Origin of the sequence: Candidatus Nitrosacidococcus sp. I8, from assembly GCF_945836005.1 — a bacterium.
GTDB lineage: Bacteria > Pseudomonadota > Gammaproteobacteria > Nitrosococcales > Nitrosococcaceae > Nitrosacidococcus.
Genome location: NZ_OX241534.1, coordinates 229,252 through 256,120 on the forward strand (window position 1 = coordinate 229,252; position 26,869 = coordinate 256,120).

Annotated in this window: 24 protein-coding genes; 3 read left to right on the forward strand and 21 right to left on the reverse strand. The window is 36.5% G+C overall.

What is annotated here, in order from left to right:
- Window positions 1–46: 46 nt before the first annotated feature.
- The 6 genes from OOL07_RS01195 to OOL07_RS01220 all read right to left on the reverse strand — a co-directional run bounded on the left by OOL07_RS01195 (window position 47) and on the right by OOL07_RS01220 (window position 3,639).
- Complete coding sequence (locus OOL07_RS01195; protein ID WP_264694371.1) at window positions 47–658, reverse strand: dioxygenase family protein; 612 nt, start codon at window positions 656–658, stop codon at window positions 47–49.
- A gap of 27 nt (window positions 659–685) precedes the next feature.
- Window positions 686–862 (reverse strand): hypothetical protein, encoded by a 177-nt coding sequence (locus OOL07_RS01200; protein WP_264694374.1) that lies wholly within the window; start codon window positions 860–862, stop codon window positions 686–688.
- 63 nt (window positions 863–925) lie between these two features.
- Complete coding sequence (locus OOL07_RS01205) at window positions 926–1,828, reverse strand: DMT family transporter (RefSeq protein ID WP_264694376.1); 903 nt, start codon at window positions 1,826–1,828, stop codon at window positions 926–928.
- A gap of 10 nt (window positions 1,829–1,838) precedes the next feature.
- The gene (locus OOL07_RS01210) at window positions 1,839–2,453 is read right to left on the reverse strand and encodes an exopolysaccharide biosynthesis protein (RefSeq protein ID WP_264694378.1); all 615 of its coding nucleotides are present in this window, start codon (window positions 2,451–2,453) and stop codon (window positions 1,839–1,841) included.
- A gap of 5 nt (window positions 2,454–2,458) precedes the next feature.
- Entirely contained in the window at window positions 2,459–2,893 is a 435-nt protein-coding gene (locus OOL07_RS01215) for a hypothetical protein (RefSeq protein ID WP_264694380.1), read from the reverse strand.
- 251 nt (window positions 2,894–3,144) lie between these two features.
- Window positions 3,145–3,639, reverse strand: coding sequence for a PH domain-containing protein (locus tag OOL07_RS01220; protein ID WP_264694383.1), 495 nt, complete (start codon window positions 3,637–3,639; stop codon window positions 3,145–3,147).
- Between the two features lie 142 nt (window positions 3,640–3,781).
- Between OOL07_RS01220 and uvrA the strand changes: the two genes are divergently transcribed.
- Window positions 3,782–9,304, forward strand: a complete 5,523-nt coding sequence (uvrA, locus tag OOL07_RS01225; RefSeq protein WP_264694385.1) for an excinuclease ABC subunit UvrA — start codon at window positions 3,782–3,784, stop codon at window positions 9,302–9,304.
- Between the two features lie 78 nt (window positions 9,305–9,382).
- On the opposite strand, the gene OOL07_RS01230 is transcribed toward uvrA, so the two are convergent.
- The 15 genes from OOL07_RS01230 to OOL07_RS01300 form a co-directional block, all read right to left on the reverse strand.
- A complete protein-coding gene (locus tag OOL07_RS01230; protein WP_264694387.1) occupies window positions 9,383–9,931 on the reverse strand; it encodes a COG4315 family predicted lipoprotein in 549 nt (182 codons plus the stop codon).
- A 103-nt stretch (window positions 9,932–10,034) separates the two neighbouring features.
- Window positions 10,035–10,397 (reverse strand): DUF302 domain-containing protein, encoded by a 363-nt coding sequence (locus tag OOL07_RS01235; RefSeq protein WP_264694389.1) that lies wholly within the window; start codon window positions 10,395–10,397, stop codon window positions 10,035–10,037.
- A gap of 262 nt (window positions 10,398–10,659) precedes the next feature.
- Window positions 10,660–11,229, reverse strand: a complete 570-nt coding sequence (locus OOL07_RS01240) for a COG4315 family predicted lipoprotein (protein ID WP_264694391.1) — start codon at window positions 11,227–11,229, stop codon at window positions 10,660–10,662.
- Between the two features lie 283 nt (window positions 11,230–11,512).
- Complete coding sequence (locus OOL07_RS01245; protein WP_264694393.1) at window positions 11,513–11,863, reverse strand: hypothetical protein; 351 nt, start codon at window positions 11,861–11,863, stop codon at window positions 11,513–11,515.
- Between the two features lie 15 nt (window positions 11,864–11,878).
- The gene (locus tag OOL07_RS01250) at window positions 11,879–12,754 is read right to left on the reverse strand and encodes a HinfI family type II restriction enzyme (RefSeq protein WP_264694396.1); all 876 of its coding nucleotides are present in this window, start codon (window positions 12,752–12,754) and stop codon (window positions 11,879–11,881) included.
- Window positions 12,751–13,842 carry a site-specific DNA-methyltransferase gene (locus OOL07_RS01255; RefSeq protein ID WP_264694398.1) on the reverse strand — a complete coding sequence of 364 codons (1,092 nt, stop codon included), beginning with the start codon at window positions 13,840–13,842 and terminating at the stop codon, window positions 12,751–12,753. Before OOL07_RS01255 ends, OOL07_RS01250 begins: the two co-directional genes overlap by 4 nt.
- A 9-nt stretch (window positions 13,843–13,851) precedes the next feature.
- The gene (locus OOL07_RS01260) at window positions 13,852–14,298 is read right to left on the reverse strand and encodes a carboxymuconolactone decarboxylase family protein (protein ID WP_264694400.1); all 447 of its coding nucleotides are present in this window, start codon (window positions 14,296–14,298) and stop codon (window positions 13,852–13,854) included.
- Window positions 14,299–14,443: 145 nt separating this feature from the next.
- Window positions 14,444–15,391 (reverse strand): hypothetical protein, encoded by a 948-nt coding sequence (locus OOL07_RS01265; protein WP_264694402.1) that lies wholly within the window; start codon window positions 15,389–15,391, stop codon window positions 14,444–14,446.
- Between the two features lie 87 nt (window positions 15,392–15,478).
- Complete coding sequence (locus OOL07_RS01270; RefSeq protein ID WP_264694403.1) at window positions 15,479–15,907, reverse strand: cupin domain-containing protein; 429 nt, start codon at window positions 15,905–15,907, stop codon at window positions 15,479–15,481.
- Between the two features lie 87 nt (window positions 15,908–15,994).
- Entirely contained in the window at window positions 15,995–16,870 is an 876-nt protein-coding gene (locus OOL07_RS01275; protein ID WP_264694404.1) for a dihydroorotate dehydrogenase electron transfer subunit, read from the reverse strand.
- A complete protein-coding gene (locus tag OOL07_RS01280) occupies window positions 16,867–18,126 on the reverse strand; it encodes an amidohydrolase family protein (RefSeq protein ID WP_264694406.1) in 1,260 nt (419 codons plus the stop codon). Before OOL07_RS01280 ends, OOL07_RS01275 begins: the two co-directional genes overlap by 4 nt.
- Before the next feature lie 19 nt (window positions 18,127–18,145).
- Entirely contained in the window at window positions 18,146–19,087 is a 942-nt protein-coding gene (locus OOL07_RS01285; protein WP_264694407.1) for an aspartate carbamoyltransferase catalytic subunit, read from the reverse strand.
- A 67-nt stretch (window positions 19,088–19,154) separates the two neighbouring features.
- On the reverse strand, window positions 19,155–19,595 hold the full coding sequence (ruvX, locus tag OOL07_RS01290) for a Holliday junction resolvase RuvX (protein ID WP_264694409.1): 441 nt from the start codon (window positions 19,593–19,595) through the stop codon (window positions 19,155–19,157).
- Window positions 19,592–20,158 carry a YqgE/AlgH family protein gene (locus OOL07_RS01295; RefSeq protein WP_264694411.1) on the reverse strand — a complete coding sequence of 189 codons (567 nt, stop codon included), beginning with the start codon at window positions 20,156–20,158 and terminating at the stop codon, window positions 19,592–19,594. The genes ruvX and OOL07_RS01295 overlap by 4 nt, the downstream gene beginning before the upstream one ends.
- Before the next feature lie 21 nt (window positions 20,159–20,179).
- Window positions 20,180–20,893: an energy transducer TonB family protein gene (locus tag OOL07_RS01300; protein ID WP_264694413.1), complete on the reverse strand. Its 714-nt coding sequence runs from the start codon at window positions 20,891–20,893 to the stop codon at window positions 20,180–20,182.
- Between the two features lie 277 nt (window positions 20,894–21,170).
- Here OOL07_RS01300 and OOL07_RS01305 point away from each other — a divergent pair, with 277 nt between their 5' ends.
- Together OOL07_RS01305 and OOL07_RS01310 are read left to right on the forward strand one after the other, a co-directional pair.
- Window positions 21,171–23,030, forward strand: a complete 1,860-nt coding sequence (locus OOL07_RS01305; RefSeq protein WP_264694415.1) for an autotransporter assembly complex protein TamA — start codon at window positions 21,171–21,173, stop codon at window positions 23,028–23,030.
- Complete coding sequence (locus OOL07_RS01310) at window positions 23,027–26,845, forward strand: translocation/assembly module TamB domain-containing protein (protein WP_264694417.1); 3,819 nt, start codon at window positions 23,027–23,029, stop codon at window positions 26,843–26,845. Before OOL07_RS01305 ends, OOL07_RS01310 begins: the two co-directional genes overlap by 4 nt.
- Window positions 26,846–26,869 lie beyond the last annotated feature (24 nt).

Here is a 26,869-nt window from a genome sequence, read left to right on the forward strand (position 1 = left end):
TGAGAATATAGGTACTTAAAATTTCTTTATTACAATCTATCTATATTCACTCAATTTTTAAGCTAGTCATAGATAAGGCACCAGCTATTGGTTTATCATTAAAGAAACTAATTGATTCGTTCTTTTCTTTCAATCCAAGAATATATAGTAGTGGAAGATAGTGCTCCACAGAAGGAATAGCAAGCTGAAAGGCTGCTCCTTGGGTTTCAAAATCAATAAGTGCCTGATGATTATCATCTAAAATAAGCTTTTTTATTTTTTCATTAGCTTCCATCGCCCAATCATAAGCAAATTCTTCGTTTAGTTTTCGCCAGTCTACTTTCCTAAGGTTATGAACAATATTACCACTACCAATGATTAGTACACTTTTTTCCCGAAGAGGTATTAATTCTTGAGCTAATTCATAATGCTGCTGAGGTGTTTTATTAACATCTAGGCTCATTTCAACAATAGGTATATCTGCATCTGGATAAAGATGCTTAATTACCGACCAAGCTCCATGATCAAGACCCCAAGTATAATCTAAACTTACTTCAGTAGATTTTATAAGCAATTTTATTCCTGTTGCGAGTGTAGGGCTACCTGGTGCTGGGTACTGTACTTCAAAGAGTTCTTGAGGAAATCCAAAAAAATCGTGAATAGTAGCTGGATTTTCCATAGCTGTTACTTGGGTTCCTTGGGTTTCCTAATGTGCTGATATACATAAAATAGCATTTGGTTTTGGGATTTTCTTACTAAGGTTTCGAAATTCAATAACAAATTCATTTTCTTCAATAGCGTTCATCGGACTACCGTGCCCCAAAAATAATATGGGCATTTTCTCTACACTATTAAAAGAGTTAATAACTTTATCTGAGATCATCTAATTAGTTTTAGTCTTACCAATATAATTTAAAGGTAGAATTATTCGTTTAATTTATAAAATTCAATGCCTTAAGGAGGAAGCTATACTAAGTATAGCAAGGCTTATTAAGATAAGTATGACACCAACTGTTTCAGGCAGTGTGGGGATTTCATTAAGAATCATGCCTGCAAGGATAATAGTGATCACTGGAACTCCAAGAGAGCTTAAGCTAGTAATACTAGCTGATAAGTGCTGCAGGGCGTAGAGCCAAAGAATCCAACCTAAGGCACTTGATAAAATACTGTTATAAGCTAATGCCCATAAAAAAGCACTGCTCCAAATTGGAATAGATTCTCCTATGAAATAGGAGAACGTTTCTAACGCTAGACCACCAATAAACATCTGCCAAGCATTAATATTAATAAGTTCTGCAGTATTATTTAATTTTATTTCTTTACTTATAATGACACTTACTCCCCACAATAACCCAGCAATTAAAGCAAGTAGGGTACTTACCAAGGTAAAGTGAGTTTCCCAAGGATCAATAATGCCAATTAAACCTATCCCTGCAATACCAAGTGCTAGCCACTGTAATTTATAAATAGGTTCTTTTAAAAAATGTGCCGCAAAAATAATAGCCCATAGAGGCATGGTATACACAAGTACTGCACTTTTTCCTACACTACCCTCTACAAGGGCTAAGGCACCACTACCCATAAACCCTACGGTTTGTAATAAAGAGAGCCAAAGCATAGGTTTAATATGTACTGGCTTTAACGTGTTTTTTTTTAGAAAAAGAATAAGAAATAAGAATAATCCACCAACGATAGAGCGTAGCGCAGCAAACTCTACTGGAGCACACCAAATCAGTGCTTGTTTCACGACAACCCAGCCATATCCCCAAATAAATGTTAAAACAACTAATGCAAGGATTGAGCTAACTTGGTTTGGTATTTTTCTAATATTACTAAGAGATAAATTCATTAGCAGCAGCTCAAAAATATTGAATAGCCTCGTAAAGCATTTTTTTTCCTATCACTATAAACATGGCAAAATAAATTATAGTAATAATATTAATTAAATAACCTAAGAGAATAAAAACCCCATCACATTGGAGTAATCCTACAGCTAAACAAAATAGTGCAAATCCCGGTAAAGTATTACTGAGGGGAATAAAACCAAGAGGCAAAATCAGTAGAACAGCTCCTAAAATTAGAGCAAAGTTATGTATTTTGTATAAGATTCTTTTAGTAGTTAACCAACTTAAGCGATAAGGGTGGCTAATTCTTACTAAATAGTTTAGCCATACTAAACTGTACTCTAAAGCAGTAGAAAGTGCTTTTGTAGAAATAAGTTTATTTCTAATAGATTTAGGTAACCATAGAGGATGGTCAAAAAAAAGGCTTATCCCAATAGATAAAATTACCATACCACACACTGCACCCATTCCAGGGATAGAGATAGGGATGATAAAGATCAGAGAAAGTAGTAAAACAAAGTATATTAACCCTTCTTTTCCTATTAAATTCTGGGTTTCAATTAAGGTGAAATGATCTGAGGGTAATTTTTCTACAACTTTCCTAAGTTTTTGTATAAGCAGCGGTTGCACTAATATTATTTAGCTTGAGAAAGGGCTAATTCTTGAAATAGTTTGTCTCCAATATATTTAACACCTTCTATAGTTAAATGATTACCATCCCAAGAGATAAGATCATCTTTGGGTGTTACTATAGGACACTTTTCGTTATCTCCGTAAATGATTTTAATTTGATTAATAAAGACTTCAGGAGGTAATTCATTTTTCATTACCGTGTTAATAGATGATTTCCTATCTATCATTTTTTGGCGTAGATTTTTCCGCTTTTCTTCCCCTAAATAGAATAATTTTCTAGCGTTCATAGATTCGCCAAAGCTTTTAGCACCAATAACAAATAATTTTTGATTGGGGTTTAATTTTATATTAGTAATAGTCTCTGGTAGAAACTTTCTAGTGTTTTTGCTCTTTTTCTTACATACCCTTCTTGGATTGTATTGTTTGCATATTTCCACTATTTCATCTCTTTTGGAGAAAATAGACTAGATACCCCATAGGTAAAAACTAGTCATAAACTAAGAGATAATACAATAAACGAACTAGCCCCTACACATCTAAGTAAAATAGGTCTAGAGATTCTATCTTGGTTACGAAATGGAGTTTCTACGGAAACCCAGCTTCTTATAATTGTTTAAAATTTTACATATATAAATATGCCCGCAATAGTAATTTACGGGCATATAAAAAAACAAAAATTGCTAAAAAACTATTCCATCTCTCTCATTTTAACTTCTTTGTTTGTTCTGCATTCTTCTACATAATGTCTAATTTGCTCCCTTAGTGCTTCAGCTCCTTTAATTCCCTCAATTAGAGAAGTAGGTGTGGTTGCATCTGTAGAAATAATAGTAATTGTGCCTAATCCAAAAATTCTTTCAAAGAATGACTGATAGAGCTCTGTATCCCGCACTCTATAGAGCTCTAATTCTTCAATTTTTCGAGAAAAAACCCCGTTATGAGATTTCAACCGTTGGGAAGTTAGTTCGTAATACTGGCTTTTAGTTTCAAGAAAGCACCAAAATGAATATAGAATTGCAATAGCACCAATTCCTGCTGCCGCACTAATTGCTGGCACAGAAGAAGTTAGCTTTAAATAAAAAACTACACCTACTGCAATGGGAGGAATTAAACTACAAATAATATAAGTACCGAAGTTGACAATTTGGGATTGACTACCAGACCAAACTTTAGTTTCTTCATTCATCGTTATTTTTCCTAGCTGCTGTGAATAATGGTTCTACAATAAGAATAATTTTTAATTAAATTAGTATAAATTAAAAAAGATACAGTGCTTTAGCATATTCACAATAATATTGATGCGATCTATAAAAAATAAATAGATTTTTATGGCTAAGAATTCTATTACGGTTAGAGGGGCAAGACAAAACAATCTTAAAAGCTTAGATTTAGAACTTCCCTTAAATGAGCTTATTGTAGTCACTGGGGTAAGCGGATCAGGAAAATCCTCTCTAGCTTTTGATACTATTTATGCAGAAGGTCAACGACGCTATGTAGAGACTTTCTCTCCCTACGCCCGCCAATTCCTTGATCGAATGGATAAGCCTCAAGTAGATTATATTGATGGAGTACCCCCTGCAATTGCCATTGATCAAGTCAATCCTATTCGTACTTCCCGGTCTACGGTAGGAACTATGACTGAGCTTAATGATCACCTTAAGCTCTTATTTGCTAAAGCTGCTCAGCTCTATTGCCAAGGGTGCGGAAAACAAGTACAAAAAGACACTCCAGAGAAAGTATATGATCAGCTGTTTACCTTACACTCTAGTCCAGATTATAAAACTAGAATTCTAATTACGTTTAAAATTAATATCCCAAACCACTCTTCTACGGATGAAATTAAAACCCAACTTCTAAAACAAGGCTATACTCAAATTCATAGCCAAACAGAACATATATTAGAAGTTATTCAAGATAGAGTATTACTTGGTACCATCCAACGTAGCCGTATTCTAGAATCTTTAGAAGCTGGATTTAAATATGGGCAAGGTCATATTGCTATCTATCCCCTAAATGAGAAAAAACAACCCTTATCTCCTTGGTATTTTTCCATATATCTTCATTGTCCTCATTGTAATCTTTCTTATCAAGAACCTTCTTCTAATCAATTCTCTTTTAATTCTCCTCTAGGTGCTTGTGAGACCTGCCGAGGATTTGGGCGAACCATAGGAATAGATTATGGTTTAGTAATTCCAGATCAACAAAAAACTCTTGCCGAAGGAGCTATTAAACCTTGGCAAACAAAAAATTATGCAGAATGCCAAGAAGATCTAATTCGATTTGCTAGCCAACAAAATATTCCTATAGATATTCCTTGGGAAGAATTGACTCAAGATCAACAAGATTGGGTACTAAAGGGAGATGGAGCATGGGAAGATAATCAATGGTATGGGGTTCGTGGCTTTTTTAGCTGGCTAGAGAGTAAAAGCTATAAAATGCATATTCGGGTACTGCTTGCAAAGTACCGTACCTACCATATATGTCCAGATTGCCAAGGTGCTCGCTTAAAATCTGAAGCGTTCTTATGGCGGCTTGGTACTCGAGCAAACGCAGATGAAGTGCTCGATAGATCCAAGAGATTTAAACCTCATCAAGTAATCCTTTCTCTCTCACAATGGCAAGTACTCCCAGGACTGACTATTCGTGATTTACTCTCTCTCCCTATTGATCGTTGCCAGCAGTTTTTCCAAAATCTTAACTTATCTCATTCTATGGATGAATCACTTAAACTGCTTCTTACTGAAATACGATCCCGCTTAAGTTATTTAATGGAAGTAGGGGTAGGCTATCTAAGTTTAGATCGACAATCTCGCACCCTAAGTGGTGGTGAAGTACAAAGGATTAATTTAACTACAGCACTAGGCACTTCTTTAGTAAATACTTTATTTGTTCTAGATGAGCCAAGTATTGGTCTGCATGCAAGAGATACAGGTCGTATCATTCGTATCCTTCAGAGACTAAGAGATTCGGGTAATTCTTTACTCGTAGTAGAGCATGATGCACAAATTATGAAAGCCTCTGATCGCATTTTGGATTTAGGACCAGGTCCTGGAGAGCATGGAGGGGAAAAAGTTTTTTTTGGTACACCTCATCAACTCATGGAAGCCAAAATATCCCTTACAGGTGATTACTTAGCGGGTAGAAAGAAAATTAGATTCCTATCCTCTGATTCTAAAAAACGAGAATCTAAGCATTACTTAGAAATTTTAGGTGCTCAAGCAAATAATCTTAAAAACATCGACGTTAAGATTCCTTTAAACCGCTTAGTGTGTATTACTGGCATAAGTGGTTCAGGCAAATCTACCTTAATTCAAGAAGTGCTTTATCAGGAATGGTGCATATTTCAAGGCAAGACAGGAGATTCCTTAAGGAATTGCCAATCAGTTACAGGTTATGAATTCTTCCAAGAATTAATATTAGTAGATCAATCTGCTATTGGTAAAACAACCCGATCTAATCCTATTAGCTATGTAGGTGCTTTAGAGCCTTTGCGAAAAATTTTTGCTCAAGAGCCTTTAGCACAAGAGCGAGGCTATAGTCCTACCACCTTTAGTTTTAATAGCGGTACAGGGCGTTGCTCTGCTTGTAATGGATCTGGATTTGAACATGTAGAAATGCAGTTCTTAAGCGATGTCTATATTCGCTGCCAAGAATGTAATGGCCATCGATTTCGTCCAGAAATACTTGAAATCACCTTATCTTCCCCTACAAGTGAAGAGAGTAAGTCTATTGCAGACATTCTTGATCTAACTATAACAGAGGCAATAGGTTTTTTTGCTAACAGCCAAGAAATTTTAAAAAAAATAGAGCCTTTACAAACTGTGGGCTTAGGTTATGTAAAGCTAGGCCAGCCCCTACCTACACTAAGTGGGGGTGAATCTCAGCGGCTAAAATTGGCTGGATATCTAGCTAAAGCCAAAAATTATAAAAAAAATTCTCGCCCTATTTTATTTTTATTAGATGAGCCTACTACAGGACTACACTTTGATGATATTGCTACCCTGATTAAAGTGTTCCGGAAACTCTTAGCAGAAGAGCATTCTCTTATAGTGATTGAGCACAATTTAGACGTAATCCAAGCAGCAGATTGGCTGATTGATTTAGGACCTGAAGGGGGAGAAAAAGGTGGCAAGATTCTTTTTACAGGCAGGCCTACTGAAATTATCCATGCTCAGAATAATCATACCGGCAAAGCACTAAAGGAATATCAGCAAGAGTCTATAGAATTGGCTAAAGTAGCCGAGTCAGCAATCACTTATTTACCTAGTTCTGATTTTAAAAAACAGCAATCTACTTCCATCCATATCCATCATGCTTATGAATGTAATTTGAAAGGTATTGATGCAGATATTCCTAGAAACAAACTTACTGTAATTACAGGTGTTTCTGGATCAGGAAAAAGCACCCTTGCTTTTGATATTTTGTTCGCTGAAGGTCAACGGCGTTATTTAGAATCCCTAAATGCTTATGCTCGCCAATTTGTGCAACCTGCTCCTCGTCCTAATGTGGATGCCATTTATGGTATTCCTCCTACCGTAGCCATTGAACAACGTACTAGTCGAGGCGGCATAAAAAGTACTGTGGCTACTTTAACTGAAATTTACCATTTTTTACGATTACTATTTGTAAAACTAGGAAAACAATATTGTCCTGATTGCCAAATTCCTATTGAATCTCAAAACTTATTAACAATTAAGGATCAAATTATTAAGAATTACCAAAATCAGACTATTACGCTGCTTGCCCCATTGGTAACTGCACGAAAAGGCTACTATACAGATCTGGCAAAATGGGCAGCGAATAAAAGCTTTCCCCACTTACAAGTAGATGAAGTGCTTATTCCTACAGAAAATTGGCCTCGCCTTGATCGATTTAAAGAGCATACGATTCGGTTACCTGTAGGTAGCATAGTAATCAGCACAAAAAATGATGCTCAATTAACTGCCCTATTAAAACAAGTACTATCTTTAGGGCATGGTATGGTTAAAGTATGCTTAACTGCACAGCTAGAGCAATTATCATCAATCGAAAATAAATATGCTATTTATTCTATAAACCGCTCTTGTCCTACTTGTCATCGTAGTTTTAATGAATTAGATCCTCGTCTTTTTTCATACAACTCTAAACACGGCTACTGTATTCATTGCCAAGGTAGCGGGCTAGAAGATTTAGATCCAGATGAGGATCAATTGAAAAAAGAATTCTATGATGCTATCGCTATTTGTTCTGTATGTGATGGACAACGTCTTAATTCAGAAGCCCTATCGGTACGCTTTCGAGATAAAAATATTGCGGAAATTACAAAGTTATCTATAGCTGAAGCCGAAGTTTTCTTTCAAACGATCAAATTAAACAGAAGAGAAGCTACCATTGCCCAGGATATACTGCCTGAAATCAGAGCTCGACTCATTTTTTTAAGCCAAGTAGATCTTGCCTATATAGCTCTAGATCGATCAGCACCCACATTAAGCGGAGGAGAAGCACAACGAATTCGCTTAGCTGCACAACTAGGATCGAGCTTACAAGGAGTGTGTTATATCTTAGATGAACCCACTATTGGACTCCATCCCCGGGATAATGAAATGTTGCTAAATACCTTAAATCAGCTTAAGCAAAAAGGTAATACCATAGTGATGGTAGAGCATGATGAGACTGCGATTCGTAGAGCAGATCACATTATTGATTTAGGACCTAATGGTGGAATTAATGGTGGGCAAATAATGGTAGCAGGTGATTTAAATACGCTTTTAGCTCATAAAAAATCTTTAACAGCACATTATTTAAATCATTCAGTAAAAAATGCTATTCAAAAAAAGCAACGATCTATATCCCATTGGATTAAGATCAGAGGGGCTAATCTCCATAATTTAAAAAATATAGATATAGATTTTCCTTTAGAGTGCTTAGTGGGTGTTACTGGAGTAAGTGGTAGTGGTAAGAGCACCTTAGTTCGGCAAATACTTTATAAAAATCTCCAGAAAAAATTACAAAATAACGGAAAAAATAAAGATCCTGATCCGCCCTTCTATGGTTGTCACCATATTCAGGGATGGGAAAGTATCAATCAAGTAATAGAAGTAGATCAAACCCCTATTGGTAAAACCCCTCGATCTTGCTTAGCAACTTATATTGGGTTTTGGGATGATATTCGTTATCTTTTTTCAGAAACTCCTGCGGCAAAAATACGAGGTTATAGCCCAAGTCGTTTTTCTTTTAATGTAAAAGAAGGTTGTTGCCAAGAATGTAATGGGCAAGGTATCAAAAAAATTGAAATGAGCTTTTTACCTGATGTGATTATTCCTTGCGAAGTGTGCCATGGAGATCGCTTTGTTTCAGAAACTTTAACGGTACGGTACAAGGATAAAAATATTGGTGAAATTTTAAAAATGAACGTGGATGAGGCCACCTCATTTTTTGCTGCTCATCCTAAAATTTATCCACCATTAGCTCTACTTCAGAGAATAGGACTAGGTTATTTAGAATTAGGACAAGCTAGCCCTACCCTAAGTGGTGGAGAAGCTCAGCGAATTAAGCTAGTTGCAGAATTAGCTAGGAAAAATCCCAAAGCAAATCAACATATCTTATATGTTTTAGATGAGCCTACTATTGGTTTGCATATGGCAGATGTGGCTAAGCTTGTTGAAGTGCTACATCAACTCATTGATACAGGAAATACTGTAGTTATTATTGAACATAATTTAGATGTTATTGCTGAGACGGACTGGATTATTGACCTAGGACCAGAGGGAGGAAATGCAGGTGGAGAGGTTACCGCCTATGGAACTCCTAAGGATATCATTTCTTCTGCCTCTAAAAGTTATACTGCTCAATTTCTGGCAAAATCTTTATAAAGCTTATTAAACGTTTTCACATCTAAACAGCACGCTAGCTTTTAATTTAAAGCCAGCATGCCTAATTTAATTGTACGGCTATTGGTGAATAGAGGCAGTTACAGGAGATCCTACAGCTTTACCGCTAGGATTCATCAAGTGCCACCTAGCACCAAAACTTTCCTTATTTTGCCCATAAGTATCATAAGGACCAAGATCTTGAGCATGATAGTAAAGTGGCCAACCATTATAAGTTACCTGAGTAAGACCATCTTTACGTTGAATTGTGCCTAACAGAGAGGGATTAATTTTTCCATTTTTAGGGCTAGTATCAGTGCCATAAACAACCCACATACCATCTTTTGTATATTTAATACTGCTTAAGAGGGAGTTATCAACCTCATCACCTGCTTTAGATTCAGTGGTCACCGGCATCCAAGTTTTTGAACATTCTCCGTAGCAATTACTTGTTTTTCCTTGTTTATCCGCTTGTGAAATATAAAGACTATTTCCTCCATTCATATCTATGAGATAAACACCATATGGGGACTTTTCAGCAGTGGATAGTGCCTGTGCTGTAACCCCCCAAATAAGCAATAAAGTAAAAGCTGTAATCGTCTGATATTTAAGTAAATCATGACTCTTCATATCACTACCCTCCGCCTAATTTATTCGTTTTATACTTACAAGGATAGTGGGAAAATAACAAATATCAAGAAAAATTTATAAAAAATACATCTTTTAAAAATTGTTATTTTTCAGAGATATACTTAGATGCTTTCATACAAATTTCAGAGATGACTTTATTTAGTCTGTTAATAATATCTATATTTTTATCCGTAAAATGATGCCGATTGGCTATCCATTGCATGTCGTTATAAGTAATATGGGTAATCCCTTCATTGTCCCTCCAAACTAAAATTTTAGCAGGTAAATCAATACCAATCGTTTGGTTTTCTTCCATTAACCCTGTACCACCCGTTTTAGGGTTTCCAAAAATAATGAGCTGCGTAGGATTAAGCTCTCTTCCATGCTTTTTCGCACTTGCACTATGATCAATAATTGTAAAAATATGAAATCCTTCTTCTCTTAGAAGCGTTTTAATATAGTTCATCGTTTTTTTCAGGAGAGGACAGACCAGTTAACGTAACCAATCCTTGCTTCTCATTTATGATTTCAGTCATATTCTGTTGTGTTTTAGCATATAAGCAAAAAAAGGATATAGTTACTATAAATATAAGTTTTTTCATAAAACTCATCTAAGCTATCTTAGCTTTTACTATTTGGCTGGTTAAAGAAATATCTTTCTACTAGATGAAATGGCACACTGGCTAAATGCCAGCATGCCATTTTTAGGAATTATGTAAAGATAATCATTAATAACGAGAAGAGACTGTTATCGGCGTATCTATAGCTTTGCCTTCAGGAGTTACTAAAGCCCATTTAGAACCCAGACTAATTCTACCTTGCCCATGGGTATCATTAGGGCCAAAATCATTTAAATAATAATATAGGGGCCAGCCATTATAGGTGATTTGTATTAAACCATCCGCACGTATAATTGTACCCAGTAAAAATTTGTTTACTTTTTTATCGGCTTTAGGAAGTGCATTATGATCATAGGCAATATGCATCCCTCCATCCTTACCATATTGAATATTACTTAAAAAATAATTATTTAGACCTAAAAAAGAACTATTGATTTGATCATTTGACCCAGAATTAATTACTGGTCTCCAAACTTTATTACACCTTCTATAACAATGGCTTGCTTTACCTTGTTCATCTGATTGAGAAATATATAGACTATTTCCTCCATTTATATCAGTAAGGTAAGTACCATACGGGGATTTCTCGGCAGTAGATAGAGCTTGTGCTGATCCCCAGCTAAGGAATAAGATGAGTGCTATAGCACCTTGAGCACTATAAGTAACAGAATTTTTCATATGATGAACCTCCGTTTAACTTATTAGCCTTGTATCTATGTGATACAACAAGGAAGTGAAAATAATAAGTATCTCTCTAAGAGAAAACTTATAACCTCCTTATCTTGACCTAACTATTATGAACTACTGAAACATTCATTAAATAGCCTTTTATCTATATACATTAGAAGGTGTAATCTACATATAGGTTCCCATCTTTTGGTGGGATTAAAATAATAAAAAATAGGTTCTTATTCTTAAATATTTTTAATGCTTAGATAATTAATTAATTCTACATAAGTTTTTAAAAATTTGTGAGCAACATCAATGAATTTATATGTGCTCTCCTATTCTTATCGTGTTGAATATTACTGAAAAAGGAGCTATTGCTTTTAGCATGTGATCCAGAACTAATTACTGGTTTCCAAACTTTATTGCACCTTTTGTCTGTATTACACTCTCTGTAATACTTGTAATGATGATTTGCTTTATCTTGTTCATCTGTTTGGGAGGTATAAAGACTATTTTCTCCACTCATACCAGTAAAATAAGTACCATACAGGGATTTTTCGGCAGCAGATAAGGTCTGTACTGACCCCCAAGCAAGGAATAAAGCGAGTGCTATAACACCACTATAAGCAGCAGGGTTTTTCATACTCTGAACCTCCATCTAACTTATTAGCCTTATATCTATTGGTATAGCAAGGAAATTAAGTAAGTATGTTTTTAAGAAAAAACTTACCTGTTCATTAGACTTAATTTTTTCATAAAGGTCATCGAATTTACGAATAATTTCTTTATCCTGTCCTAAGTTAAGTAAGCTTTCATGGATTTCATCAAATAAAATACTAAAATATTCCTCAAATAGTCTCCTACCTCTATATATATTAGAAGATGGAACGTAAACAGGTCCCCATCTTTTAGTAGAGTTAAAATAATAAAGAATGGGTTTTAATTCTTGAATATTTTTAATATTTAGATAATTGATTAATCCTGCGTAAGTTTTTAAAAACTTACGATTAATATCAATAAATTTGCCTGTATCGTGATCATCATTATATTTAATTTCTAAATAGATGATTTGTCTTGTAGGTGTTTTAAAAAGAGAATCAACATCTTGTGTTTTTGAGGAAATTTGTTTGCTATTGTTTTGAGTTTCTACTCTAAAAATCTTCGTTTGTAATGCTTGGAAAAGATCATCACAGCGATCAGGGCTTTCAGCCTGTTGTCTTTCAGTAATGTATTTATCAATTAGACTATCGGTCTCTTTTGTGATTTGTTGTTTTACTCTCTCACCTGAATTAAGTAATAGCTCTATTTTAGGATCGCTCTCAATAATTTGACTGATTAGCTTTTCAATAAAATATCCAAACTTTATATTGAGCGATTGAAGTAATCCACTAAATACTAGGTAGTGAGCAGGTATAAAGTGTACTTTTTCCTTATGAATTGAAAGGGCTTTCTGAATATTCTTTTCTGTAATGCTATTATCAATGATCTGAATCACCGTATCTCGAACAATAGTCTTAGAATCAAAATCATTCATAGTAATTCTTGTTCTTTTCGATACTTTTCTCGTAGGGTATCAATGCTAATTAACTCATGATTAGCGTCTTCATAGTACCAATAATCCCAACCGTTAAAGGCAGTTTGTCCTTGTGCGGCAGCAGCAATTTGATGAATAGATCCAGAGGCTTTATCCCATAACAGATGAGAATCCGCCTTAAGTATCGCTTTAATTTGGCGGTTTTTAGAAAATAGGATTTGACCAATCTGCAAATATTGAGCCTCTATGAGTTGACCAATACTTATCCGTGGGGCAGTTCTCTTTGATGGGGTAGTCAGTGCAGACTCAGAGAGTAAAGCTTCAGAAATACTGTTTATTCTACTTTGAGCAATTTTGATATAGTGAGATTCTAGTTCGATGCCAATATAATTACGTTGTAGCTTTTTAGCTACTGCCCCTGTCGTACCTGAGCCAAAAAAAGGATCTACAACAATATCGTTAGGATTGCTAGATGAAAGAATTACACGGTAAAGTAGGGCTTCTGGCTTTTGAGTAGAGTGGGCTTTCTTTCCATTAATTTTAATCCGTTCTGCTCCAGTGCATAGGGGAATCTGCCATACATTAGGCATTTGTTTATCTTCATTAAAATTCTTCATTCCCTGATAATTAAACGTATACTTTTTTTGGTGCTCTGATTTTTTTGCCCAAATAAGTGTTTCTGTTGCATTTTGAAAGCGAGTACCTCGAAAATTAGGCATAGGATTGGTTTTATACCAAATCACATCATTTAAAATCCAATAACCTAAATCTATAAGGTGAGTACCTACTCGAAAAATATTATGATAAGAGCCAATCACCCAAAGAGTACCCTGATCTTTTAATACTCGTCGGCATTCATCTAGCCAGTTTCTAGTGAAAGTGTCGTACTCGGCAAAGCTATCGAATTGATCCCAATAATCTGTTACACCCTCTACTTGGGTTTGATTAGGTCGGAATAATTCATTTTGAAGCTGCAGATTATAGGGAGGGTCAGCGAAAATAAGATCGATAGATTTTTCAGGAAAAGTTTTGAGTACTTCAATACAATTTCCCTGAATAATAGTATTTATAGGTAGTAAATTATTCATTATTCATGGCTATTTTGATTTTAATTCAGGTAATCGCCGTAGGCTAATAGCAATTCGGTTCCACATATTCATCATAGAAATAATTAACGTTAAATCTACAATTTCTTGTTCAGAAAAATGTTGATGTAATTCTTGATATATTTCATCTGGTGTTCGAGTAGTTGAAATATGAGTGACAGACTCTGCCCACGCAAATGCTGCACATTCTGCTTGAGTGAAAAAATGAGATTCTCGCCACACGGGCAGACAATCTAATCTCTGCTGGCCCTCCCCAGCTTCTCGAGCTTGCTGAGCGTGCATATCGACACAGTAGGCACAGCCATTGATTTGAGAAATTCTAAGCTCTACTAATGCCCGGAGTTTTTTATCAATAGATTCAATATGCTGATTGGTGGCAAATAATGCCTGAATTGCTTTTAAATTATGCTGGTAATAATTAGCACGTTTAATAAACATAGAGTCGCTCCTTCACGGCAAGTGAATATAGAAAATTTAGCAGGATCAAAAAGCTACATGCAGAGGGATATAGCTATGAGTAATAGCGAAAAAAAGCAAGTAACCTGTCAGCTATCTACGTAGTTACTTGCTTTTTCTATAAGCGTTAAAAAGTATTTAGAAAAAATGATTTAACATCATTGAAGGTACCTGTGAGTGCACTTCCTGCTTGAGAAGTAAAACTTTGATTGTTACTGCTATTTTGATCAGAAGGTGCTGGCGTACTTGAAGGTGGCGCAATTAAAGAGGGATTTACACTTTCATCTCTAAAACCACGAGCTAAGGATCCAGCATTTTGTAATGCGCTGTTAATAGTATCTGCATCAGCACCAGAGGGGACAATAGTGGCCACACCTTCTAGTTGGTTTAATCCTTGGAGTCTAAGTTTTACTGCAATACTATTACTCTCATTAGGAATTGGAAGTAAAGCTTGATAATTTCCGCTTCCATCAGCTGTAGGAGTAATTGTAATTGCATCGCCAGCTATATCAGTACAACTTATCCCACCTTGATCATTAACACTACTGCACACAATATAATTACTGACTCCTGAGTTATTAGGCAGCTCCCCTGATGCACCAGGGACAGGCAAACTTACCACTGTCCAAGCACCTACAAGTATTTGAGCTCCATGTCCATAGGCAAAATTCATCCGCTGTAATGCTGTAGTTACCCCATCTACCGTAGCAGTAGCTGTCGATCCATCGGCATTAAAAGTTAACAGAAGTTGTTTGCCTGTAGCACTTGTTTGAGGTTTTGTATAAGTACAACCTAGGCAAGGACCACCTGTAGATTGTTGTAAAGCAATAGTGGTGCTACTGCTATTCTGAGTTGAATTTTGGGTAATAGTCCCAGCCCCAGAATACCAAGTAGGATTGCCATTATTGTCATAGATAAATAATGCCGCAAATACAGTACTATTTTGCACTTCAAGGTTATAGCCAGTTCCACTTTGAGACGGATTCCACCACCAACCATTCTCTGGCATTGCGGCAAAAAGTGGTTTTATCATTAAAAGGACAGCTAATCCTAAAATTCTAAATATATTGCTCACTATCTGATTTCCTATAAATAATACAAAATGAAAGTAAATAACTTAGTAAGTAAAGTATATAACCAGCTATTTCCAGAATAATTACTATTAATAATTAGAGATTGGCTCTTCCATGGTGGTAAGCGGGGTTTTATTTTGCTCTGTAAAAAAGATGACTAAAAATTTCACTGGTTTTTCAGTACTGGCATTAGCAGAAATCTCATGAACACTTCCAGCAGGCTCAAAAAAAGCTTCTCCTTGATGATAGGTTTTTAAAGGCTGATTCGATATTTTAGATTTATAATCACCCTCTATTACATAAATTAATCCTGCTCCAGCATGGTGATGGGGTGGGGTGCTAGCTCCTGGGGCATAGGTAAGCTCTAACATAGTCGCTTGAGCTTCTTTTTCATTGATCGTGCTACCAGATAAAATTGGTGTTAATAATTTGTTAATGGCTAGGGTTTCATGGTTAGCTTCTTTAGCACTAACAACTGTAATAAAACCTAAGATAAATATAGTAAATACCTCTCTCATTACGCTCTCCTAAAGTAGTTAGGCTTTAACAGCTGTACAGTGTAAGCTAATATTTAGGAAAGGCTAGATAATCAGTTAGATATATTTCTAGATAAATACCGATTTTGCATCAAAAACAGGCCCATCAACACATACTCGTTTCATAGCTACTCCTTGTTCTGTGTGTACCTTTACAGTACAGCCAGCACAGCCACCTATCCCACAAGCCATAAATTCTTCTAAAGATACTTGACAAGGAAGATTAAATTCATTAGCGAGTTTTGCAGTAGCTGCTAGCATGGGGTGAGGGCCACAAGCATAAAGGGCAATTTCCTGTCTTTGAGGAGTGGAAAGGGATGTTAACCAAAGTCGAGCTAGATCTGTGACATAACCTTCATAACAACCCGGATATCCCTGAAGGCTTGCGAGTCGATTTGGGATTTTCCAATTTTCTAATAAGGGCATAGCTCCAATGACCTCACTAGGTAGACCAGACACTATATATTGGGAAGGTTTTTGCTGAAAGGGAAATGGAATTTCTGATCCCATTAATACAAGAGGTTTGTAATGGGTATTATGGCGAAGGAGATCGGCTAAGAATATCATAGGAGGAATCCCTACACCTCCACCAAGAAGCAAAGGGCGAGAATATTTAGAATCAAGTTGAAAGGGCTGTCCAATAGGACCCATAAGATTAATAGTTTCTCCTACTACCTTTTTAGCTAATAGCTGAGTGCCTATACCTACTACTTTATAGAAAAACTCTAACCAACCTCGCTTAGGATCGGCACGCATAATAGAAATAGGACGACGCATAGGCAAACTAGAATCGCATTGAATATGGGCAAAACTACCTGGGGTGGCACGGGCAGCAATTTCTGGTGCAGATACCCAAAGTACATGCTGATTGCTCTGATAAGTATCATGAGCTAGAATTTTAGCTTCTTCTACAAAAATAGTATTTCGATGGGATTTTAAACTCATGATAGTGTTGCCTTATAAATTACCTCACCTGCTACTAAGGTATGGGTGACGATTCCTTGGAATTTCCAGCCACCAAATGGGGTATTTTTCCCATAGCTCACCATTTCTGCTGGATTAAGCACCCATTGATAGTCTGGATCAAAGATGCACACATTAGCTAGTTGACCACAAGCTAAATGACCAGTATCAATGCCAAGGATTTGTGCTGGGCGATAAGTTAAGTAGGCAATTACTTCATTTAATGTGAGAATATCTTCCTGCACTAGCCTAAGACACAGGGGAAGCAGAGTTTCTAGTCCAGAGATACCTGGTTTAGTTCTCGCAAATGGACCAAGCTTTGCATCTATGCTGCAAGGCTGATGATCAGAGCAAATGCCACTAAGTATACCTTCTTGCAATCCCTGTTGTAACCCATCCCGATCTAGCGGAGATCGTAAAGGTGGTATGGTGTGGCATTGGCTATCAAATTCACCTATATCGTGTTCCGTTAAATGAAGATGATAGGCAGTGACATCTGCTGTTACTGGTAATCCTTTTATTTGAGCTGCTTTAATCATCTGCACAGATTTTTTAGTTGAGAGATTGCAAAAATGAGCTTGAACGCCAGTTTGTTCAACAAGTTGTAAATCTCTAGCTAAAGCAATGGTTTCTGCAGTTTCGGGGATTCCTTTAAGACCTAATCTTGCACTTATTACTCCTTCATGACAATAACCATCAATACCTAACCAAGCATCCCTAGGATATAAAAACACTTTTAATCCTAGAGTGGCTGCGTAGGATAATGCATTATTTAATAGTTGAGTATTTTCGATAGGTACTAATCCATTAGTAACACCACCGTAGCCTAATTTACTGAGTCCAGCCATTTCTGTCAGTTGTAATCCCTTAAAGTCTTGGGTAAGAATTCCAAGAGGAACAATTTGAATTGGACTAAATTCCTGTAAAATTTGGGAAAAAAGGGTATTGCCTTGTTTAATATCGGGTATACCACATACTGTAGTGACTCCCCCTTTAGCTGCTGCTAATATTTCCGTTTGAATCGCTTGTATTGGATATGTTCCCCATAGCTTTGCTCTTAGATCTACAAAACTAGGGCATACAACTTTATCCTCAGCATTAATTGTCTGCTCAATTGGAAAATATTCAGGTGCAGCACCAATTGCCGCTATTTTGCCATTTGTAATGTAAACATCTTGGAGCGCATCTATCTGATTGAGAGGATCAATCAATCGCCCCCCTATAATTGCAATACCCATTTATTTATATTTTATGGTACTAACCTTGCGTCATCGCAATAATTGCCATTCGTATAGGAATGCCATGGCTTACTTGTTCTAGTATTACTGAGCGAGGTCCATCTGCAATCGTAGATTCAATTTCGACACCACGATTAATAGGACCTGGATGCATTACAATCGCATCTGGTTTTGCAACAGCAAGTTTTTCCTCTGTTAGTCCATAGAGTCGGAAATACTCTTGCAAACTTGGCAATAATGCACTTTGCATTCGTTCTTGTTGAAGACGTAGCATAATAACTACATCTACATCTCTTAAGCCTGACTCCATCTCATGAAAGATATTAATCCCTAAAGCATCCATGCTCTGAGGTAAAAGAGTGCGTGGTCCAATTGCTCTAATTTCTCGGACTCCTAAAATTTTAAGTGCTTGAATTTCTGAGCGTGCTACCCGGGAATGAAGAAGATCTCCAACAATAGCTACTCTAAGATCAGAAAAAGTAGCTTTATGGCGGCGAATAGTAAGCATATCTAACATCGCTTGGGAAGGATGGGCATGACATCCATCTCCAGCATTAATAACATTTACATGCTGAGGTGCATGAGAAGCAAGAAAATGGGCAGATCCACTATCTGGGTGTCGTACAATAAACATATTACAACGCATCGCATTAAGACTAGATAGGGTATCTAATAAGCTCTCTCCCTTCTGGGTAGATGAAGTACGAATATTAAAATTAATAACGTCTGCAGATAAACATTTGGCTGCTATTTCAAATGTACTTAAAGTACGTGTACTATTTTCAAAAAACAGATTAACGATTGTTTTACCCTCGAGTAAGGGGATTTTACTATTGTTTTGTAATGTATTTAAAAAATGATCTGCAGTATCAAGAATTTGTAATAAAATATCTTTATTTAACCCTTGAATAGTTAAAAAATGGCGTAATTTCCCTCCACTACTTATCTGAATGCTATTCATGGAATCTACAAGATAGCTATTAATTATTTCATTTTTAGATCTAAAGAAAATAGAGCAGTATAGAAATTTATTGCTCTCTTAGCCAAGTTTGTAAAATACATTGTGCAGCCAACTGATCAATGCAATGATGCCCTTTTGGGCTAGATTTATAATTTACTTGCTCCCAAGCCTCAACCGTTGATAAACGCTCATCAATCCACTCTACCGTTAATCCATAACGACCTTGAAGACGATTTCCAAAATGAAAAGCTGCATGAGTAAGTGGCTGTTCAGATTGGTCCATATTAAGAGGTAGACCTACTACAAGTAAATCCGGGCTCCACTGTTCTATAAGTTGAGTGACTTGATCCCAATTGGGGGTACCATTACGAGCCCTCAAGGTGGTGAGTGGATTTGCAGTATAAGTAATCTCCTGTCCTACAGCGACCCCGATATAACTCAAACCAAAATCGAAACCAAGTACAACTCTGGGTCGAGTAACAGATTTAGGAGTTTTAATATAACTCATGCATGCCCAATTTCTCCAGAGAGATTAGAAAAATTAACACCTATCAGCGCAGCAGCAGCTTCCCACCGTTGTTCATAGGGAATATCAAAAATAATTTGATTATCAGCCGGTACACTTAACCAAGAATTTTCTACTAATTCTTGCTCCAATTGATGAGAGCTCCAACCTGCATACCCCAGTGCAATCAGTGCTTGCGATGGTCCTTTTCCTTGTGCAATTGCATCGACAATATCATAAGAGGTAGTTAATCCTAAAGTGTCACCGATTTTTAGCGTAGTTTCCCATTCGCCTACAGGATTATGCATAACAAACCCTTGGTTTTGCCCCATGGGTCCGCCCAAACATATGGGTGCCGTACCCTGTACTTTTTCGTGTTGTTCTTTTACTTTTATTTGTTGTAATAATTTATTTAAATCAATATTTAAAGGGCGATTAATTACGATGCCCATCGCGCCATTTTCATTGTGCTCACAAATCAGCGCGACTGTTCGAGAAAAATTAATATCCGTTAGGGTAGGCATAGCAATTAGGAAATGATTACAAAGGTAACCTTCTATTTTCATAATAACCTACCTATTTTAGGTTTAGTTAGAGCTAAAATATTTGGCACTTCCAAATGTCCATGTCCGAGTAATTGTAAGTATATCATAGCCTTCCAATAGAGATTTAGGTACTTTAGCAAAAGGGGCAGCTAAATGGACAATTTGAACCGCTGCTTTATCTAAAGCTTTATGTCCAGAGGATTTTCGTATGGTAATATTAGCTACTGTACCATTAGGGTTAAGATCTACAGAAAGGACGAGTTGGCCTGATAAACCTTGTCGTTTCGCTTCTTCTGGATAACTTAGCCTACCCACCCGCTCTACTTTTTTTCGCCAAGAATCTAAATAAGAGGTTGCAGCATATAGTTTTGTGCTTGAACTAATATACCGCCTGCGGAGTCCATCTGTGTGTTCTTCATCAATAATATGCTGATCTAAATGGGCAACTAGATTTTCAGTAGAGGTGACGTGATCTCTAATCGTGTTCGATTTAATTTCTACTTTAGAATTTTTTTCTTGAGAAGAACCAGATTTTATTGCTGAGTTTGGGAGGTGAGATACGTTTTTTTGAGAATGATTACGGGGTGTAGAGGGTTTAGGTAATATTTTTTGAGATATAGGCTTTGTAGGGGATGTATTAGGAGTATTTTTTTTATAAGTGGGTACTGGTTTTACTTTTTGTTTTTTAGGTACTGTTTTCGGCGTAGAAGGAGGTAGCTCTCTTTTGACTGGAGTAATCAAGGTTAAGTTTAGCATTGGGGATGAGTTTTTTTTTAATCCAATAGGGTAATTATTGATTTGCCTTAAATTTAAAATAATAGCTATATGTATTAACAGAGAAATAACTATGCCTACCCTAAGAGGGTATCTATAAAGTAACGCTATTAGCTCCATAAACATATCAATAAACTTTTTATTTAAAGATTAATCTATTATTGTTCAATAACAAATTGATAGTAAAATACTTTATTAAGAATAAAACCCAAATATAAATGAAAAACAAAAATCTCCTAACAAAGATTTTTATATGATTATGCACTTTAGATACACCACCTTAGTAATATTATTACTCTTTTTTTTTATTGCTAAGCCTGCTTGGTCCGCTACTACTATTCATGTAAATGTAGAAGGAGTAGAGGGAGAGGCATTAAAAAATGTAATGGCGTATCTCACTATTGCTCATCAAAAAGAAGATACTGATCTGTCAAAAAGGCAAGTACATTATCTTCATCACAAAGGACCTAATGAAATTAAATCTGCACTTGAGGTTTATGGTTACTACAAAGCTAAAATTGATGCTGAACTAAAGGAGCATAATAATAACGCATGGGAGGCTCGCTATCTTATAAATCCAGGACCTAGAATAAAAGTAGGGGTAATCGACTTAGAAATTTTAGGTGATGGAGCTAAAGACACTTTATTTCAGAATTTAAAGAAAGATTTTCCTATTAAGGAAAACGATCCACTCAGCCAAGCAAGTTATGAAAAAGGAAAAGATGAGCTACAAAAACTAGCCCATGAACATGGTTATTTTGATGCAAAATTTACCCAGCAAAGACTACAAATTAATTTAAAAACCTACCTTGCAACCCCAGTTTTACACTTTGATACAGGATCTCGTTATCGCTTTGGTCAAGTAGAATTTATTAATGACCGCACAATGCAGCAATGTGAGGATGGGGTTGAAACACAAGAAATTCCCAGTAAAAAAGGAATAATAGAGTCAGAATTATTAGTGCGCTATATTCGTTTTAAAGAAGGGGATCCTTATAAAAATGCAAGTTTAGCTGATCTCCAAAGTGCATTGATTGACAGTAATTATTACTCTGAGGTGGAAGTAGAGCCCTGCCCAGAGAGAGCAGTAAATTTAGAAGTTCCTATTTTTGTTTATTTAACCGCAAATACCCATCATCACTATTCTGCTGGAGCAGGCTTTGGTACAAACACCGGCCCTCGATTCAATATAGGTTGGGAAGATCGCTATGTTAATGAACATGGTCATAAATTTAGCTTTGGGATACGAGCCTCTACAATTAATCAAGTCTTTAATCTAGGTTACGCCATTCCAGTTGGCGATCCTCGTACAGATCAATTTAGAATTGATTCTAGCTACGGAAGGCGGATGACAGTCACTAGCGATGATGAGATTGGTCAAATTGGTATTCGTCATATTGCTGCATTATCAAATGGTTGGCAGCGTACTGCATTTTTAGATTTTCGTAGGGAACGATATCATATCTCAGGGGTTGCTGGTGGATTAGCGGGATTTTTAAATATGGGGAAAAGATATGATGGAGGAGATTCTGGCCTTTCCTATTTACTTACCCCTGGTATTAGTTGGTTTCATACAGAGGCAGATAATTTTGTTTATCCTCGTAAAGGTTACCGGTTTAACGTGGAAGTCAGTGGTGCCTCTAGCTATGCAGGCTCTACCAGTAGTTTTGTCCAAGCTACTGCGGAAGGTAAATTTATTCATAGTATCGGAGAGCGAAGCCGTTTTTTATTTCGAGGCAATGCAGGGGTGACATGGGCACCTAATTTCTCTAAACTTCCTCCCTCAATAAGGTATTTTACTGGTGGAGACAACACGATCCGAGGCTATAATTTTGAGGCAATAGGCCCTAAAAATGAAAATGGCCAAGTTATTGGTGGAAAAAATCTACTTGTGGGTAGTATCGAGTACGATTATCGGTTTTTAGACAAATGGCTTATTGCAGGGTTTTACGATGCAGGAAATGCATTTACTGGGTTTAACTTAGATGTACAGCAAGGTGCTGGTGTTGGGGTACGCTGGCTTTCTCCTATTGGTCCTGTTCATTTAGATTTAGCTTATGCAGTGACAAGACCAGGGGATCATATTCGTCTTCATTTCTATCTAGGTCCCGATTTGTGAGGTTAATTCAAAAACTAAGTTTTTTTATTTTATTCTTTTTCCTATTAGTTATAGGTAGCATTGCTTATTTGGTGACTACTGAATCTGGCACTCAGTGGCTGTTTGCACAAATAACTCATCAAATTTCTAGGACATTTCAAATAGGAAAAATAGAAGGATCTTTGGCTAGAAAGTTAACTTTAACTGAAGTTAGTTATTTTAGTTCGGATTTTGACCTGACGGTAGATCAGCTTATTTTTGTTTGGAATCCTGCGATGTTACTAGAAGCTACTTTCTGGGTAGATAAATTATGGGCTAAGAATATTCACTGGCACCAAACCCATTCAAATTCCTCTCCTGATGATTCAAACAAAAACATTAGCCTTCCTCAAATTAAATTACCATTAAAGATAGCAGTAAAAGATGCCCAAGTTCGAAATATTAAAATTGAGTCTTTAGGCTCATCTCCTCAACTGATTAATACAATAGCTTTAAAAGGAAAGTTCGAACAACAAGCTTTAAAATTAGACACACTTGAGATCTCATCCCATCAAGGATATATCAAAACAAGCGGTATCATTACACCACAAAAAAATTACCCCTTGAATCTAATAGCTCAATGGGAAATATCCATACCGGATATAGGAAAAATTGCAGGTAAAGATGCTTTAAGAGGAGATTTAGCACAGCTTACTATTTACCAAACTACCCAAAGCCCCTTTCAGTCTCAACTTAAAGGAAGATTATCTGATCCTTTGCATGATTTAGGCTGGGTTGCTGCTCTTGAAGTTTCAGAATTAGAAATTCAAAAACTATTTCCTCAAACACCTAAAGCACAATTGGATTTACATCTAAAAAGTGCGGGTAATTTAAATAAATTTAAAGTTCAAGCATCTTTTCAAGCAGCTGGATCGGAATTTGGGCATGTACAAGGTGCACTAAAAGGGGAACAACAATCCAAGGGGCATTGGATTATCGAACAGCTTGATCTAGATCAAAAAGAAACCCAAGGGTATTTTACGCTCCATGGTCATATTGTATCTCAGGGAGAACAACCACAAGTTGCAATACGAGGACATTGGCAAGATTTAGCGTGGCCCCTCGTTGGAGAGACTACATTTGCAAGTAAAGAGGGAGATCTCAACTTACAAGGGGTGCCAGATAATTATCGCTTAACAGCTAATACAACGTTATCTGGTCAGGAAATACCAGAAAGCCAATGGTCTTTAGATGGTACAGGGAATACCGAACAACTTAATATTAACCCTCTAGCAGGTAAATTACTCTCAGGCACAGTCACTACTCAAGGGAAAATTGCCTGGAAGCCCGATATAAATTGGGATTTAAATATAACTAGTAAAGAGATTAATCCAGGAATTCAATGGGTAAAATGGCCGGGATCGCTTCATTTCAAAATTGATACCCATGGAGCATTACAGGATTCTAACCAAAAGAGTGCTGTAGTAGAAATTCAGGATTTTTCTGGGTCTTTAAGGAGTTATCCTATTCATGCTCAAGGTCAGATTCAAGTAGAAAATATGCTACTAACTCTTAAAGATTTAACATTACATTCAGGGGATTCAAAGCTTGCTGCTACGGGCACAATAGGTGATCATTTAAATTTAAATTGGCAACTGATTTCCCATGATCTCTCTCAGCTATTACCAGAGGCAAAAGGAAATATTACAGCAAAAGGCTATTTAGGAGGGTATCCTACCTTTCCCGAAGTTATCCTAACACTTCAAGGATCTCTATTAGAGTATCAAAATTTCCAGCTAGGGAGAATTAATGCAGATGGAAACATAGACCCTACAGGGAAGCAACAATCAAAGCTAATTGTTGAAGCAAAAAATATATATGCTGCAAATGAAGCTATTAAATCTTTAGTGCTCCAAGGTGGAGGAATACCCCAGAAACATTACGTAAATATAAATTTAGATTCTACTGATCGCTCTTTAGATTTATCATTTCTGGGATCTTGGAATGAAGAAAAATTTCTCTGGCAAGGGCAAATTTATAAAGGGCAAATTACTGATTCTTTAATAGGGCATTGGAACACAGTAAAACCTACTTCTTTGATACTCACTGATCAAAGTGCTCAATTAGCACCATGGTGTTGGCAACAAGAAAAGGCACAACTTTGTCTTAATGGTAATTGGCAGCCAGATAAACCCTGGGATGCAGGATTTAATATCGCTGATTTATCCCTAACTACTTTTACTTCATTTTTACCAAAACATACCTCAATCATGGGCACCATAGAAGGATCTACTCATATTAAAGGTACAAAATCCCAATTAATTTACGCTAGTGGGCATTTAGTTGCTTCTCCAGGAGAAATTACCCAAATTAACCCAGAAGGAGAAAAACTAACTTTTACCCATCGAGGGCTAACTACTAAACTCAATCTGGGAGAAAATCAGGGAAAGGCAAGTTTAAAACTCTTACTTGATGAACCAAGTGCTACTCCGATCAATGCTGTATTTCATTTACCGCCTGCCCCAATAGATTTTTCTTCTCTCAATGAATTGCCTCTAGATGGCAGAATCTTTATGGCTTTTACCGATCTTACGTTTTTAGAAGCTTTAATACCTGAGGTTGAGGAAGTCCATGGGCAATTTAACCTGGATCTCAATCTAAAAGGGAATCTAGAATCCCCTGAAATTTTAGGGCACGCAATCCTGAAAGAAGGAGCAGCTCAAATTAATAACCTAAATTTAGTGCTTACTAATCTTCATTTGCAACTAGATGCACGAGGTAAAAATCTATTACTCAATGGGGGAGTCACTTCTGGAAAAGGTCAACTTGCCTTAACAGGTCAAAGTTATTTGGATTCTGATAATTTACGTGCTCACCTAAATATTTCAGGGAAGGGGTTTGAAGCTATGAATACTCCTGAAATTCATGTACTCATTTCCCCAAATTTAAACCTTGGACTTGAGGAACAGGAAATTCATGTAGATGGAGAGGTACTTGTTCCTGAAGCCAATATTATCATTAAAGATATTAAAACAAGAGGTGGAATAGCCGGCTCTAGAGATGTAGTCATTGTCTCCAAAGAAGAAAATCTGGAAGAAAAATTAGAAAATATGCCCATTTACGCTAAAGTAAGGGCAATCCTAGGGGATAAGGTAGTTGTACAGGGATTTGGCTTCAAGGGAGACATTGCAGGTAATGTATTAGTTACAGATACTCCTGGATCCTTTACCCAAGCTAATGGACAGATTAATTTAACAAATAAATCACAATATAAAGCTTACGGACAAGAGCTTGAAATCCGTCGTGGATTGCTTATTTTTTCAGGTCCTATTGATAAACCTCAACTAAACATAGAGGCAGTACGAATCATTGATTCAGATCGTGTTACAGCTGGGATAAGAATCCATGGACTTGCTACAGCACCTGAACCTACTTTGTTCTCTGAACCACCTATGAATCAAAGTGATATTTTATCCTACCTTGTAATGGGCAGACCCTTATCAAATGGTAGTAATGCCGGTCTTGATCGAAGTCAGCTAATGGAAAAAACAGCCACTTCCCTTGGACTTGCGGGTGGTGGCTTTTTAGCAAAGGGATTAAGTAAAATAACAGGGCTTGATAAATTAGGAATTATTGATGATGTTGGGGTTGAAAACACCATGCCCGGTGTGAATCAAAGTGCTGCGTTTATGCTAGGTAAACATATCTCTCCTCGGCTATATATTGGTTATGGGGTAGGTATTCTTGAACGATTTAATGCTTTTCGTATTCGTTATACTCTAAATAGATTATTAAGGTTACAAGCGGAGACAGGTATGGAAAGTGGTGGCGATTTGTTATTTGATTTAGAGCGATAATAAAAAATAATATTAAAAGTTGAG

Excerpts from the sequence above, each read along its gene's own strand:
- OOL07_RS01270 (WP_264694403.1), bottom strand. The coding sequence starts at position 15,907 with ATGAGAGAGGTATTTACTATATTTATCTTAGGTTTTATTACAGTTGTT.
- OOL07_RS01255 (WP_264694398.1), bottom strand. The coding sequence starts at position 13,842 with ATGAATAATTTACTACCTATAAATACTATTATTCAGGGAAATTGTATT.
- OOL07_RS01200 (WP_264694374.1), bottom strand. The coding sequence starts at position 862 with ATGATCTCAGATAAAGTTATTAACTCTTTTAATAGTGTAGAGAAAATG.
- OOL07_RS01195 (WP_264694371.1), bottom strand. The coding sequence starts at position 658 with ATGGAAAATCCAGCTACTATTCACGATTTTTTTGGATTTCCTCAAGAA.
- ruvX (WP_264694409.1), bottom strand. The coding sequence starts at position 19,595 with ATGAGTTATATTAAAACTCCTAAATCTGTTACTCGACCCAGAGTTGTA.
- OOL07_RS01275 (WP_264694404.1), bottom strand. The coding sequence starts at position 16,870 with ATGAGTTTAAAATCCCATCGAAATACTATTTTTGTAGAAGAAGCTAAA.
- OOL07_RS01285 (WP_264694407.1), bottom strand. The coding sequence starts at position 19,087 with ATGAATAGCATTCAGATAAGTAGTGGAGGGAAATTACGCCATTTTTTA.
- OOL07_RS01220 (WP_264694383.1), bottom strand. The coding sequence starts at position 3,639 with ATGAATGAAGAAACTAAAGTTTGGTCTGGTAGTCAATCCCAAATTGTC.
- OOL07_RS01245 (WP_264694393.1), bottom strand. The coding sequence starts at position 11,863 with ATGAAAAACCCTGCTGCTTATAGTGGTGTTATAGCACTCGCTTTATTC.
- OOL07_RS01260 (WP_264694400.1), bottom strand. The coding sequence starts at position 14,298 with ATGTTTATTAAACGTGCTAATTATTACCAGCATAATTTAAAAGCAATT.
- OOL07_RS01230 (WP_264694387.1), bottom strand. The coding sequence starts at position 9,931 with ATGAAGAGTCATGATTTACTTAAATATCAGACGATTACAGCTTTTACT.
- OOL07_RS01240 (WP_264694391.1), bottom strand. The coding sequence starts at position 11,229 with ATGAAAAATTCTGTTACTTATAGTGCTCAAGGTGCTATAGCACTCATC.
- OOL07_RS01205 (WP_264694376.1), bottom strand. The coding sequence starts at position 1,828 with ATGAATTTATCTCTTAGTAATATTAGAAAAATACCAAACCAAGTTAGC.
- OOL07_RS01300 (WP_264694413.1), bottom strand. The coding sequence starts at position 20,893 with ATGCTAAACTTAACCTTGATTACTCCAGTCAAAAGAGAGCTACCTCCT.
- OOL07_RS01235 (WP_264694389.1), bottom strand. The coding sequence starts at position 10,397 with ATGAACTATATTAAAACGCTTCTAAGAGAAGAAGGATTTCATATTTTT.
- OOL07_RS01305 (WP_264694415.1), top strand. The coding sequence starts at position 21,171 with ATGCACTTTAGATACACCACCTTAGTAATATTATTACTCTTTTTTTTT.
- uvrA (WP_264694385.1), top strand. The coding sequence starts at position 3,782 with ATGGCTAAGAATTCTATTACGGTTAGAGGGGCAAGACAAAACAATCTT.
- OOL07_RS01280 (WP_264694406.1), bottom strand. The coding sequence starts at position 18,126 with ATGGGTATTGCAATTATAGGGGGGCGATTGATTGATCCTCTCAATCAG.
- OOL07_RS01295 (WP_264694411.1), bottom strand. The coding sequence starts at position 20,158 with ATGAAAATAGAAGGTTACCTTTGTAATCATTTCCTAATTGCTATGCCT.
- OOL07_RS01250 (WP_264694396.1), bottom strand. The coding sequence starts at position 12,754 with ATGAATGATTTTGATTCTAAGACTATTGTTCGAGATACGGTGATTCAG.